Below are 13,878 nucleotides of genomic sequence, written 5' to 3'. Positions count from 1 at the left end.
ATGAGTTTATATCCCTAAACAGTTATCGGCTTTGTAAAAAACTGAAGTTGCCTTTTCGTAAAACAAACCTGGAGAAATACCACTGAAACTTATTTCTTTAAATCCTTGTGCTAGTAATAAAATTCTTGCAGAATGATATACTTCACGTTCGCTATCATCTAAAACGATAACACCGCTGGCCGATAACGCATCTAAACTATATTTGCAGCATCTAACGCGATCTCTACCATCAACAATAATAATATCGAATTTCTTATTTAATAATGATGCTTTCTTTGCGTATTCACCATCACGCTGCAACTCACAGTAAATCATTTCAGCATTCGATGGACTTGTGTTTTTCACTCTGTCGAACCAGTTTTTATCGTGTTCTACAGAAGTTACGGACCCAGCTCTTTCTGCATAAAAAATAGTAGAATTGCCAGAGCCATATTCGAAAATATTTTGCGTTTTATTAATTCTTTCCTTGATAAAATCGATGAAAGAATAAGTTACCCATGGCAATGCTTTACCATCTCCATCTACCGCTTGTTTTTTGTCAAAAGCAGTAAACCAGCCAATGCTGTTCAGGTAGCCTTTATGTCCGTATGATAATAATGCTTTTAGCCTCGAAGGCTTAGCAATTAGTTCTGTTAATGCTTTTAGAGTATTCAACGTTTAAATATTTTTTGAAATGCTGTGACCAAAAATAATGATTTTAACATCATTATACCTTGCCCGCGAGTTTTTGGGATTAATAAAAGGTAAAAGGTAGACACAAAACAGGCGATTAGCGTTGCAATTGATGCTCCAACACCCGCATATAAGGGTATTAACCAAAAGTTAAGAGCGATATTAATGATTGCCCCAGCTGCGGTTCGGTAAAACGAAATTTTAGTATAACCTTCTGCAACTAAATATTGAGAGCTCGCTGTTCCTAAGAAAACAAAAATACCTGACCATATATGAATTGATAACATCGGACCAGCCCCATCGTACTTGCCCTTATAAATAATATGAATTATATCAGATGCAAAGAAACTTATGAATATTGCAACAGGAATACTTATGTAGATCAATAAATCGTATAAATTTCCCAATCGTTTCTGATATCGATCCAAGTCTGTTTTGCGGGCATTTAATAATGCTGGAAACACCGAAGTAACTATCGCAATTGGAATAAAATACCAAGCTTCACTCAAGTTTTGGGCTGAACTATATATACCTACAGCTTTGCTCCCAATACTTTTAAGCATTACAATATCTATTTTCATATAGATGGTAACCATTACCGCTGAAAGAATAAGAGGCGATGATTTTTTTAATAAAAACTTAGCTCGTTCTTTATCAAAACTCCAATTAAAAATATTTAATCCTCTTTTTTGATAGATGATGACTAAACCAGCAGCTAAAATAAAGCCATCTAAAACGTATGCACAAACAATGTATATTAAAGGCAGATTTAAGGTAATGACAACAATTTTAACAACAGAGGTAACTATGAGGCAAATATTTTGAACCTGAACTACATACTTAGATTGAACTTGTGATTGAAAGTAAGCATCTATAACATTAAATGATTTAAAAAATGATGCTAATGCAAGCAATCCGATCAAAAGGGTTAATGGTTCGCCTGGACTTGGGCTTAACCGATGGCTGATTAAATAAATTCCAACTGCAATTGGGATTAGCAACGCATTTGTTGCCAATCGTAACCAGAGTGATGTGCCAAGAATTTCATCTCGCTTGGCTGGTTCCTGAATAATTTCGCGAATAATAAAAGTATCAAGACCTAAAGCGCCAACTGCAGCTAATATTGCAACCAATGATAAACCAAAACTTAAATCTCCAAATAAAATTGGTCCTAGATAACGGGCAATTAAAAGATTTACAATAAGGCTCAGTGCTTTGCCAAACATTAACCACCCAGTATTTTTTAAGTACTTGTTAAATGCCTCTTCATCAAAACCTTTTATTGCGGGTAATTTCATTATCGCAAAGATGTGAAAAAATGCTTTAGGTTTTTAAGTTAACGGTGCGCCAACCGCAATATCACATCTATGGTTTGGCTTCCCATGCTCAGGATTTAATAATACGCCATTTTTGGCTTCTAAATTTTTGTTTTCTTTTGGATTAATAACCGTTGCTTTTTGAATAGGCTTAGAATCTAATGAAGTACCAACCGCAATGTCGCACCTATGATTTGGCATTCCATGAGCAGGATTTAAGTTTTTATTTGCATTTTTTTGAGTTGCAACGGGAGCAGCTACTGCTTGAGGTTGTGCAGAAGCTTCTTGTGGTTTTACGGATGCTGTTTTGTTTAACGGTGCACCAACAGCTAAAGCGCAATTATGGCCAGCTTGCCCGTGCGGTGGATTAAAAATTAAATTACTCGTTGCTTGATTGCTTGTTGTGGGAATAGGCATAGTTTTTTGTAAGCCTTGCATCCCAGTTGGAGTAGCTGTTACTACTTGAGCGTCTGGTTTTTTGTTATTGCAAGAACAAAACAATATTAAGGCAAAGAAGAAAAATAGATTTTTCATGTTAGCGTTTTTTTAAAGATAAGAATTAAGCTTAATGCTGAAAACTCTTTTCAATACGAACCAACTGCTTAAGGTGGTGTTTTAAGTGAATTTCGATAAAACGCAACCATTGTTTTGCATTCAAATAACCTAACCGAGGATGTTTAGTTTTGCAGTTTTCATTCGCATTTGCAACAAGTGGATAATTATCGGTAAGTGCTTTCTCGAATTCCAGAATAAAATCCATCGCCTCGGTTTTAGTGATTTTTTTTACCCTTTCGGCTAGCCTTTTAGGAACCTTATATTTTTTTGCAGGAGGTAAAGAACCCAACAGTAAAATCAATTTTACAACAAAATGAGTAGGCTTATTCTCGCCTTTTCCTTTTGCACTATTTTCTAAAGCGATTAAAGAAAGTAAACTCGAATCAAAAATATGCGAATAAACTTCACTATAACTCCAACCGTTTATAGGCGGAGTAAGCTCAAAAATTTCTTCAGGATACGAAGATAGTTTCGCTTTATACGCATCGATAATATGATGTAGGGAAATCTTAATTTTTGCAGCATTCATACTTAAAGGTATCAAATCTAGTTTAAAACAAACTTAATAACTCTTCAAGGTGTGCGATTTGCTTTTTTACATCCTCTGGTTTTTCTTTTTTCAATGGATTAAAAAATATTGCTTCCATTCCAAAGCCTAAAGCACCATAAATATCTGCTTCTAAACTATCTCCAATCATAATGCTTTCTTCTTTTAAAGCTTTGGCTTTATCTAAAGCATATTCAAAAATTACTGGGTTGGGCTTATTTACACCAACATCTTCTGATATAATTACATTGGTGAAATATGGATTTAAGCCCGATAAATCCATTTTGGTTAGTGTGGTTTCTTTAAAACCGTTTGATATAATATGTAAAGTATATTTTTGTTGAAGGTAGGCTAACACATTTTCTGCACCATCAAATAAATTAGTTTTTGTTGGCGAGATATTCACATAATCATCTTCAAACTGATGTGGAACCGAATCGGGATGAATACCCAGTTGGATAAAGGTTTTACTGAATCGCTCGGCTCTTAAAAACTCTTTAGTTATCTTCCCAAGATGATAATCGGCCCAAAGCTGGTGGTTGTTCTCCGTATAAGTTGAAATAAAAACCTCGCATGAGTTAAGGCCTAATTCATTGAGTTTATAGGTATGGAAAAGTTCGTTTAGCGTTTCTTGTGCGTTTCTGTCAAAATCCCAAATCGTATGGTCGAGATCAAAGAAAATGTGTTTTTTGTTTTGCAATTTTTAAATTATTAATGTTAACATTATTGAATTGCTGCTAGTTTGAATTTTAAGAATCATTGAGGTTCTAATAACTTAGAAAGTCACCCCGCCTTATACTGAAATCTTCAAAGTTTATTTAAACTTTTTCGCCGTATGCCAAATCTCCAGCGTCGCCTAAGCCAGGTACGATATACGATTTGCTGGTCATTTCTTCATCAATAGCACCAAGCCAAAGCTTCGCTTTTGGTAAATTGGCCCTTACATGTGCTACCCCTTCGGTACTTGCAATAGCCGCAACAATGTGAAGTTCGGCAATTTTATAACGATTAATTAATTCTTTACAGCACATAACCATGCTTTGCCCTGTGGCTAGCATTGGGTCGGCCATAATTAAAATTTTTCCATCTAAATCGGGTGTCGAAATATAATCCATTTGAATAATGAAATCGCCACTCTTTTTAACTTTTCGATAGGCAGAAATAAAGCAGCATTCAGCCTTATCAAAAATGTTTAGCAAGCCCTGTTGTAAAGGTAATCCGGCTCTTAAAATAGTAGCCAATACAGGCTGTTGTTCAAGAACTTCGCATTGCGATGTACCCAACGACGTAATTACTTCTTTTGTGGTATATTTTAAGGTTTTGCTAATCTCATAAGCAAAAAACTCACCAACGCGTTCCAGGTTTTTGCGGAAACGCATAGAATCCTTTTGAATGTTTTCATCGCGAAGCTCGGCGACAAAAGTATTGGCGATAGATTTTGTTTTGCTTAAGTCGAAAGTCATAATATTTGTTGTCAGGTAGATTTTAGCATTTCATCAAAAATAGCCTTCAATTTTTTAAATTTAGCATTTTCTGATAAACTTTTAAGTTGCCAACTACTATAAAAATGCCCGTCAACTAGTTTAACGCCATCAATAAAATTATTAATCATTGTTGTCGCATCGCCAGCACTTTGGTATTGAAGTGCGGTATCGCTTATAGCGTAAGATTTTACATTTAGCGATGTTACTTTTTCTAATTGTAAATCGTACCAGCTAAAAGGCGTACAAGTTCCTGCTCTAAATCCAGTTTGGTTTGCATAACCCATCGAATAATCAGAGCTGATACCAACGGAAAGTAAATGCAAATAACAACTTGGTAGTTGTAAAACTTCTAATTGTTGACTTATCAGATTGACTGAACTATTTTGAGTCTGCTTCAATTTCGTTAAATCAGCTTTCAGTAAACTAGACTTTTCATAGTCAGCGGTACATGGCCTTAATAAACCAACGGTTTTGTCTTTTAGAAACAAACTGCTATGCACATAGTTTAATCGGTTTTTTGCATCCTCAATAAAATTGATAAAATAGATTGGCTGTGTTTTCAGTTTTTCCAAGCTGTTTATTAATTCTTCTGGATTTGTACCTAAACCCGTTAAGTCTTCGAGTATTGTACTAATAAACCGCTGTTTTTTATTAAATACTGAGGAAAATATGAATTTTGTTTTTCGAAAAAAGCCTGTAGGAATATCGGGTTTTAAGGTGAAGTTTATGGTAGGTTGATGAAAGAATTTTTTTTGAAAAAATTTGAATGAAGGATGCTTTTTTATTAGCATATTCTTTAAAATCAGAGCCCACTCATCAATTATCGGCCTTTTTAGAACTTTCCATTTATACTGAAAACTATTTTTAGCCTCAAAATTCCCTTGAGATTTTTCCTTATATAAGTATTCTTCATATCGGCTAAGCATAAAAAAAGATGCAGCAAAAACATCAAAAGGTAAAGTTGAATCTTCTACTGGGAATGGAACGGTATAATCGCCAAAAGTTGTAGTTTTCATTTTAAGCTCTTCAACTTTGTTAGATAAAAGTAGTTTTGTGTTTCTGAAAAATAACTCATCACCAATTGGTTGCTCAGCATAACTGATTTTAGCATGCTCACTCTGCAAAAAATATTCGCGATTTCCTGTAAACTCTACTTCAGCCTTTAAAATATCTTTAAATATAAAATTGAAGATATATTTTATTCGTGGCGTTAATAAGGGAGAAAATACAATTACATGCATATTTTGTAAATAGGGAGCGGTATAAACTTAAATTGTAAATAATTTATCCTGCCAGTAATTGCTTTCTCACAAAATCTTAACGATTAGGGCATAATAAAAATAACACTTTTTAAAATGCTATTTGTATTAAATACAAAATTTAAACTTAAAAGTTTGCCGTGAAACTTCTGTCAGGATAAAGGATTTTTGAGCTTTTTCTTATATTTCCTTTTACAATATGAACGATACTCATCTGGTCATCAAACATATCATAAAGAATTGTGCTGTTTATTTCTACGGTTTTAATAGATGAGATTTTTTCAATTTCCAGATAGATATTTGTGGCTTCATGGTCGATTTCAAAACCGATATAATTCATTGAAACAGGTTTTCCGTTTGCTTTAATTTGTAAATGACCCAGAAGATATTTTTTAACCAAAACATCCATTTGTGTTTTTAGAGCGGGATTTGCCAAATCTGTTTTTTGTTTATAAAGCTTAACCAATATACTCTCAAAATCGTCGCTAAAAATTCTACAGCTTACCTCTAATGTTTTATCTTTTGAATTAAAATTTACTTCTGTTGTGCTAACATGTAGCGGATGTTTAGCCTCTTTGGTTGTGCTAAATAGGGCAAAAACTAAAAATAAGGTAACAAGTTTGGTATTTAACAATTGCATTTTACTGTTTTTAACTTTTTTACGTTTAAAACTTTAATTTTAAGCTTTCAAAAGTACTAAAGCTTAAGGCTTAAAGCTAATTTATTATCATGCCGTTACAAGATTTTATCTTCTACTTCAAATTAGGTTGGGAACATATTATAAGTGCTGATGCATTAGACCATCAATTGTTTATTTTAGCACTGGTTGCTATTTATAGTTATAAGAATTTGAAGCAGGTATTGATTTTAGTAACCGCTTTTACCATTGGCCATTCGTTAACTTTATTTTTAAGCGTAACCGATGTTATTCGTTTTGAAAGTAAATGGGTAGAATTTTTAATTCCTTGTACAATCGTTTTTACATCGATCAGTAATTTATTTAGAACAAACTTTTCGTTAAAATCGGTAAAAATAAATTATTACCTGGCTTTAGTTTTTGGATTAATACATGGAATGGGCTTCGCTAATTCGATAAGAATTATGCTTGCAAAAGACCAAAATATTGGTTGGGGTTTGTTCGGCTTTAATGTAGGTTTAGAGGCAGGACAAATTTTTATGGTGGTTGTTGTACTACTGATTACTTTACTTATTTTTAACTACACAAAAATCAGACGCCGAGATTGGGTGTTATTTATTTCGGCAGCCGTATTTAGCCTGGCTTTAAAAATGGCTTTGGAAAGAATCCCTTTTTTATAAAAATATTATGAATAAACTATTTACTTTAACTGGCTTGCTGCTTTTCTCAGGTAGTTTGGCTTTTGCCCAAAATATTCAGAATAATCCTGGTAGTAACCATGGCAACAAGTTCGAACAGTTGGGCACGATTTTGCCTACTCCAAACGAACAGCGCACGGCAAGTGGTGCGCCTGGTGTGAAATATTGGCAACAACGGGCAGATTATAACATCAAATGTACCCTTGATGAAAAAAATCTATTATTAACGGGTAGTGAGACCATTACATACACCAATAATTCACCAGATCCTTTAACATATATCTGGTTGCAACTTGATGAAAACGAGCATAGCACTGATAAAAATGCAAACTATCAGGATGCAACAAAAATGCCTGCGTTAGGTACAACCCAAAATATTGATAAGTTAAGTTCAACCATTAACAACGGCGATGGTATTAACATTGTTAAACTTACTGATGCAACTGGCAAAAAATTGAGCTATACGGTAAATAAAACCATGATGAGAATCGATTTGCCTGTTGCTTTAAAAACAGGTCAAAAATATATTTTTAACATCGATTGGAATTATAAAATTACAGATAGAATGAGTGTTGGTGGTCGTGGTGGTTATGAATTTTTCCCAGCTGATGGCAACTATTTGTTTACCATGACCCAATGGTATCCGCGTTTATGTGTGTATAGTGATTTTCAAGGCTGGCAAAATCACCAGTTTACAGGAAGAGGCGAGTTTGCTTTAACTTTCGGAGATTTTAAAGTGCAAATGACGGTTCCTTCCGACCACTTAATCGGTTCGACTGGTGAATGTATTAACTACAGTGCAGTTTTAAATCCAGCACAATTAAGTAGATATAATTCAGCTAAAACAGCAACAGCTCCTGTAGAAATTCAAACCCTTGCAGAAGCTAAAACTGCTGAAGGCAAAAAAGCAACAAACACTAAAACCTGGGTTTTTCAGGCCAATAATGTTCGCGATTTTGCATGGACCTCATCCCGTAAATTTATCTGGGATGCAATGCCGCAAAAAATTGCCGCCAATAACAACACCGTAATGTGTATGAGTTTCTACGGAAAAGAGGCTTACAACTTATACAGCAAATACTCAACTCGTGCCGTTGCGCATACCATTAAAACCTATTCTGATTTTACAATTCCTTATCCTTACCCAGTAGCGCAAAGTATTGAGGCTGCAAATGGAATGGAATATCCGATGATTTGTTTTAATTATGGTCGTACGGATGCAGATGGAACCTATAGCGAAAACACTAAAAATGGGATGCTTGGTGTAATCATTCACGAAGTTGGGCACAACTTTTTCCCAATGATTGTAAATAGTGATGAGCGCCAGTGGACCTGGATGGACGAAGGTTTAAACTCTTTCGTTGAATATTTAACCGAAGAACTTTGGGACAATACTTTCCCAAGTAAAAAAGGTCCTGCTTACACCATTGTCGACTACATGAAATTGCCAAAAGATGAGTTGGAGCCAATAATGACCAATTCTGAAAACATTACACGTTTCGGACCAAACGCATATTCTAAACCCGCAACAGGTTTAAATATTCTTCGCGAAACCATTATGGGCAGAACGCTTTTTGATTATGCTTTTAAAGAATATTCTAGAAGATGGGCTTTTAAACATCCTCAACCAGCCGATTTATTTCGTACAATGGAAGATGCAAGTGGCGAGGATTTAGATTGGTTTTGGAGAGGTTGGTTCTACGGAACAGAGCCTTGTGATATTGCTTTAGATACCGTGAAATTCGCAAAAGCCGATTTCCCGACAACAATTCCAGAAGCGAGAGCAAGAATGGTTAAAGTTGATAGACCTGCCGTAAACGCATTTCAGGATATTTCAAAAATAAGAAATCGTGAGGATAAGAAATTAAGCTTTTATGTTGATAAACACCCAGCAGCCCAAGATTTTTATTATAAATATGATAGAGGTTTAGTTTCTGTTGATACCACAACCGCAGTTAAAACACAAGGTACAATGCCTTTTGAAGCTGTGCCTACAAACGAACAACAGAAATACGAAAATAAGTTCTTCTACGAATTAGATTTTAGCAATAAAGGTGGTTTAGTAATGCCAATAATTGTAGAGTTTACCTACAAGGACGGAACCAAGGAAATTGACCGAATTCCTGCTCAAATCTGGAGACACAATGAATTGAAAACATCTAAATTCTATGTAAAGGATAAAGAAGTTGCTTCTATTCTAATTGACCCACTTAGAGAAACCGCTGATATTGACATAAGCAATAATACCTGGGGTGGCAATGCCAAAGAAAGTAAATTCAAGGTTTTCAAAGCGAAAGCAGCATCTTCAGTTCGTGGTCAATCGGTGGGCATGAACCCAATGCAAAAAGCTGCGGGTAAATAGTGAAATTACATCTAGCATTAAAAAAACCTCATGAAATTAATTCAGTGAGGTTTTTTTTTAACCTTTCTGTTAATGCCTTATCGCTCTATATATTCACCTCAAGATTGTTGCTTTAACTTGTCAGTATAGGTTTATTGAGCGGTGTCTCACTGACCGAAATTATTCTATAGGTTCGATTATTTATAACATTTCCTGACTTTTGGCTGTTTAGTCTTTGAGCCTTAAATCGTATATTTGATACAGTCTATGAAATTCAAAATCACTTCAGCATATAAACCAACGGGTGATCAACCTGGCGCCATTAAACAATTAGTCGATGGTGTAAATGCAAATGAAAATTACCAGACTTTGTTAGGTGTAACAGGCTCTGGAAAAACATTTACCGTAGCAAATGTTATCGAGCAAACTCAAAAACCGACACTTATTTTAAGTCATAATAAAACTTTGGCCGCACAGTTGTATGGGGAGTTTAAAAATTTCTTCCCCGAAAATTCGGTTAATTATTTTGTTTCTTATTACGATTATTATCAGCCTGAGGCTTTTATCGCTTCGAGCAATACTTATATAGAAAAAGATTTAAGCATTAACGAAGAGATAGAAAAACTTCGTTTGCGTACAACTTCTGCTTTAATGAGTGGAAGACGTGATGTTATTGTGGTATCATCTATCTCCTGTATTTATGGTATGGGAAATCCAGAAGATTTTTCGAGAATGGTTTTTCGCTTTGGTGTTGGATTAAGAATATCGAGAAATTCGTTTCTACATAGTCTTGTAGAGATTATGTATGCCCGAACAACAACCGAGTTTAAACGTGGAACTTTTAGAGTTAAAGGCGATACTGTAGATATTTATCCTGCATATTTAGACCATGCCTATCGGGTTTCATTCTTTGGCGATGATATTGAAGAGCTTTCTGCTATCGATCCTGTTTCTGGTAAAACTCTTGAAAAACTTGAAGACATGGCCATTTATCCAGCTAATCTTTTCGTTACGCCTAAAGATAGATTCAATCAGTCTATTTGGGGTATTCAGGAAGAACTGGAAATTCGCAAAAACCAACTTATCGCCGACAGGCATTTATTAGAAGCAAAACGACTAGAAGAGCGAACCAATTTCGATATCGAAATGATGAAAGAATTAGGTTACTGCTCGGGTATTGAAAATTATTCGCGTTTTTTTGATGGCAGACAACCAGGCATGCGTCCCTTCTGTTTGCTGGATTATTTTCCTAAAGATTATTTAATGGTAATTGATGAAAGTCATGTTACCGTTCCGCAAATTAGAGCCATGTACGGTGGCGATAGATCGCGTAAATTATCATTGGTAGAATATGGTTTCAGATTGCCAGCTGCCTTAGATAACCGACCGCTGAATTTTACTGAGTTTGAAGCATTGGCACCGCAAACCATATATGTTAGCGCAACGCCAGCCGATTATGAATTAGAAAAATCTGATGGTGTAGTGGTAGAACAGGTTATTCGCCCAACAGGATTATTAGATCCTGTAATTGAAATTAGGCCAGCGATAAATCAGGTTGATGATTTGCTTGATGAAATAGACATTACAATAAAGCAAGGCGGTCGTATTTTGGTTACAACTTTAACCAAAAGAATGGCTGAAGAGTTAACAAAATACCTCGATAGGTTAAATATTAAAACCCGTTATATCCATTCGGAAATTAAAACTTTGGAGCGTGTAGAAATTTTGCGTGGCTTAAGGCTTGGTGAATTCGATGTATTGGTTGGGATTAACTTATTGCGTGAAGGATTGGATTTACCAGAAGTAACTTTAGTTGCCATTTTAGATGCCGATAAAGAAGGTTTTCTGCGATCAGAGAAGTCGTTAATCCAAACTATTGGTCGTGCAGCAAGAAACGATAAAGGGCGTGTAGTTATGTATGCCGATAAGATTACCGACAGCATGGAGAAAACCATTTCTGAAACCAATAGACGTAGAGATATTCAAATTGCATACAATTTAGAACATGGCATAATACCAATGACGGTAGGTAAATCGCGTGAAGCCATTTTAGAGCAAACTTCTGTGTTAGACTTCTCTCAAAAAGCGAGTGATAATAAAGCCAGAGCTTATATCGAAGATGCCGAAATCAGTATTGCAGCCGATCCGATTGTGCAGTATATGGGTAAGGCAGAACTGCAAAAAGCCATTGATAATACAAGAAAAGATATGCAAAAGGCGGCCAAAGACATGGATTTTTTACAAGCCGCCAAGCTTCGTGATGAGATGTTTGCTCTTGAAAAAATGTTTGCAGAGAAATTTGGAAAATAAAATTAGCTCTTGTTTCTGTTAAATAGATTTTATCTTCTTTAATAATTATCATTTCAAAAGCTATTTTTGCAACAAATTGGCAAATATGGACGGACAAAACAGAAAAGATATTTACCCAGGTTTAGAGGTGGGCATTATCTTAAAGAAAGACCAAAGAAGCGGAAATGTTACTTACGGAATTGTTAAAGATTTATTAACTTCATCTTTATTTCACTCCAGAGGCATTAAAGTTAGACTTGATGATGGGCAAGTTGGAAGAGTTTGCGAAATTGTAGAAGATTAATTTGTAATCAAAATGCAATTAAACCAGCAAAAAGTAACAAAATAATTAACGCTACGTCTATATTTGTATAACAGTAAAAATTTAGAATGGGATTAGTTAAGTTCATTTTTATCGCAATATTGGTGCTTTGGATTATCAGAATGTTAATTCGATTGATATTACCAATGTTGTTTAATAACCTTGCAAGCAAAATGCAACAGCAAGCCAGTGGGCAACCACAACAACCTAAAAGAAAACCCGAAGGATCTATTTCTATCGATTATATGCCGCCAAAACCCGACCAGGGAAAAACGGATAAACTCGGAGATTTCGTAGAATACGAAGAAGTTAAATAAAATTAAAGTCCTGATGTAATTCAGGACTTTAATTGTTTTAGGGTTTTAGTTTCTTAAACTTACATTCTACGAAAACACAAAATATTTGATTTCCAAAATCCTCAATAGAATTTGATATTAAATGCCGTTTGCTATTCGGCTTAATTTGAGGTACTTTTGCTAAAAGACATAAATACAACAGATTGAATTTTAACGACTTTAATTTTAACCCCAACTTACACGAAGGCTTAATGGCCATGGGGTATAAAAGCGCTACTCCTATACAAGAACAAGCCATTCCTGTAATTTTAGATAACCACGACCTTATTGCTTGTGCTCAAACAGGCACAGGAAAAACAGCTAGCTATCTTTTGCCAGTGATGGATAAAATTAGTCGTGCAACAGACAGGCATAATAACACGTTAATTTTAGCGCCTACGAGAGAGCTTGCACAGCAAATTGATTTACAGGTTGAAGCTTTGGCTTATTTTACAAACATCAGCTCGCTTGCGGTTTACGGTGGTGGCGATGGCATTGCATACGAACAACAAAAACGTTCGATGCGTGAAGGTGTAGATATTATTATTGCAACGCCTGGACGTTTGATGGCGCATTTATCTTCTGGAGTTTTAAAATTAGAACATTTACAGCATTTAATTTTAGATGAGGCCGATAGAATGTTAGACATGGGGTTTTATGATGACATTATCCGCATCATAAGTTATCTGCCAAAGAAAAGACAAACACTTTTATTTTCGGCAACCATGGCGCCAAAAATCAGAGCAATGGCAGCTAAGATTTTGCACGAACCTCAGCAAATTACCATATCAATTGCTAAACCTGCCGAAGGAATCGATCAGCAAGCTTACAATATTCACGATCAGCAGAAACAGGCTTTACTAACTGAAATATTTAAAAGCGGCCAATATAAGAGCAGCATTATCTTCGCATCAACAAAAGAAAAGGTTAAAGCACTTTACAAAACCTTTAAAAGTTTAGGTATTAAGGCCGAAGCTTTCCATTCGGATTTAGGTCAGAAAGAGCGTGAAGATATTTTACTTGCGTTTAAAAACAAGAGGTTGCCAATTTTAATCGGAACTGATGTTTTATCTCGTGGAATTGATGTAGAAGGAATTGACTTGGTTATAAATTATGATGTTCCAGGCGACCCAGCCGATTATGTACACCGAATTGGGCGTACAGCCAGGGCGGCAACGAAAGGAACGGCAATAACGCTTGTTAACGGCCGAGACAAACGTAAGTTTGATAACATAGAAAAGCTTATTGAAAAACAAGTTCAACGCATGCAATTACCAGAATCTATTGCAACAATGGAAATTACGCATGTAGAAGAGAAAAGACCTCATCAAAACAACGGAAAGAAAAAGGTTTGGCATAAGAAAAAACCGAAACCAACCAGTTAGTTTATTTAACAATATCATGATATTTAGCAGCTGTTTTT

At 35.2% G+C, this 13,878-nt stretch carries 14 protein-coding genes; 6 read left to right on the top strand and 8 right to left on the bottom strand.

Annotation, left to right across the window (positions count from 1 at the left end):
• Window positions 1-6 precede the first annotated feature (6 nt).
• From ACZZZI_RS09135 to ACZZZI_RS09100, 8 genes are all read right to left on the bottom strand, one after another.
• Window positions 7-654 carry a class I SAM-dependent methyltransferase gene (locus tag ACZZZI_RS09135; protein WP_463489253.1) on the bottom strand — a complete coding sequence of 216 codons (648 nt, stop codon included), beginning with the start codon at window positions 652-654 and terminating at the stop codon, window positions 7-9.
• On the bottom strand, window positions 651-1,970 hold the full coding sequence (locus ACZZZI_RS09130) for a flippase (protein ID WP_344769503.1): 1,320 nt from the start codon (window positions 1,968-1,970) through the stop codon (window positions 651-653). Before ACZZZI_RS09130 ends, ACZZZI_RS09135 begins: the two co-directional genes overlap by 4 nt.
• A gap of 33 nt (window positions 1,971-2,003) precedes the next feature.
• Window positions 2,004-2,522, bottom strand: coding sequence for a hypothetical protein (locus ACZZZI_RS09125; RefSeq protein ID WP_463489252.1), 519 nt, complete (start codon window positions 2,520-2,522; stop codon window positions 2,004-2,006).
• 31 nt (window positions 2,523-2,553) lie between these two features.
• Window positions 2,554-3,072: a DUF1569 domain-containing protein gene (locus tag ACZZZI_RS09120; protein WP_463489251.1), complete on the bottom strand. Its 519-nt coding sequence runs from the start codon at window positions 3,070-3,072 to the stop codon at window positions 2,554-2,556.
• Window positions 3,073-3,094: 22 nt separating this feature from the next.
• Entirely contained in the window at window positions 3,095-3,790 is a 696-nt protein-coding gene (locus ACZZZI_RS09115) for a YjjG family noncanonical pyrimidine nucleotidase (RefSeq protein WP_424058078.1), read from the bottom strand.
• A gap of 118 nt (window positions 3,791-3,908) precedes the next feature.
• A complete protein-coding gene (gene upp, locus ACZZZI_RS09110; RefSeq protein WP_463489250.1) occupies window positions 3,909-4,553 on the bottom strand; it encodes a uracil phosphoribosyltransferase in 645 nt (214 codons plus the stop codon).
• A gap of 11 nt (window positions 4,554-4,564) precedes the next feature.
• Window positions 4,565-5,815 (bottom strand): DUF7033 domain-containing protein, encoded by a 1,251-nt coding sequence (locus tag ACZZZI_RS09105; protein WP_463489249.1) that lies wholly within the window; start codon window positions 5,813-5,815, stop codon window positions 4,565-4,567.
• Window positions 5,816-5,960: 145 nt separating this feature from the next.
• The gene (locus ACZZZI_RS09100; protein ID WP_463489248.1) at window positions 5,961-6,473 is read right to left on the bottom strand and encodes a DUF6702 family protein; all 513 of its coding nucleotides are present in this window, start codon (window positions 6,471-6,473) and stop codon (window positions 5,961-5,963) included.
• Between the two features lie 89 nt (window positions 6,474-6,562).
• Here ACZZZI_RS09100 and ACZZZI_RS09095 point away from each other — a divergent pair, with 89 nt between their 5' ends.
• The 6 genes from ACZZZI_RS09095 (at window position 6,563) to ACZZZI_RS09070 (ending at window position 13,840) form a co-directional block, all read left to right on the top strand.
• A complete protein-coding gene (locus tag ACZZZI_RS09095; protein ID WP_344769513.1) occupies window positions 6,563-7,150 on the top strand; it encodes a HupE/UreJ family protein in 588 nt (195 codons plus the stop codon).
• 7 nt (window positions 7,151-7,157) lie between these two features.
• Complete coding sequence (locus ACZZZI_RS09090; RefSeq protein WP_463489247.1) at window positions 7,158-9,530, top strand: M1 family metallopeptidase; 2,373 nt, start codon at window positions 7,158-7,160, stop codon at window positions 9,528-9,530.
• A 246-nt stretch (window positions 9,531-9,776) separates the two neighbouring features.
• Window positions 9,777-11,819: an excinuclease ABC subunit UvrB gene (gene uvrB, locus ACZZZI_RS09085; RefSeq protein WP_463489246.1), complete on the top strand. Its 2,043-nt coding sequence runs from the start codon at window positions 9,777-9,779 to the stop codon at window positions 11,817-11,819.
• A gap of 85 nt (window positions 11,820-11,904) precedes the next feature.
• Window positions 11,905-12,102 carry a YwbE family protein gene (locus tag ACZZZI_RS09080; protein ID WP_188416177.1) on the top strand — a complete coding sequence of 66 codons (198 nt, stop codon included), beginning with the start codon at window positions 11,905-11,907 and terminating at the stop codon, window positions 12,100-12,102.
• A gap of 86 nt (window positions 12,103-12,188) precedes the next feature.
• Entirely contained in the window at window positions 12,189-12,437 is a 249-nt protein-coding gene (locus ACZZZI_RS09075) for a DUF4834 domain-containing protein (protein WP_463489245.1), read from the top strand.
• Window positions 12,438-12,619: 182 nt separating this feature from the next.
• On the top strand, window positions 12,620-13,840 hold the full coding sequence (locus ACZZZI_RS09070; RefSeq protein WP_424058228.1) for a DEAD/DEAH box helicase: 1,221 nt from the start codon (window positions 12,620-12,622) through the stop codon (window positions 13,838-13,840).
• Window positions 13,841-13,878: the final 38 nt, after the last annotated feature.

The organism is Pedobacter sp. AC190 (assembly GCF_979258025.1).
This window is presented reverse-complemented; position numbering and strand designations above follow the sequence as displayed.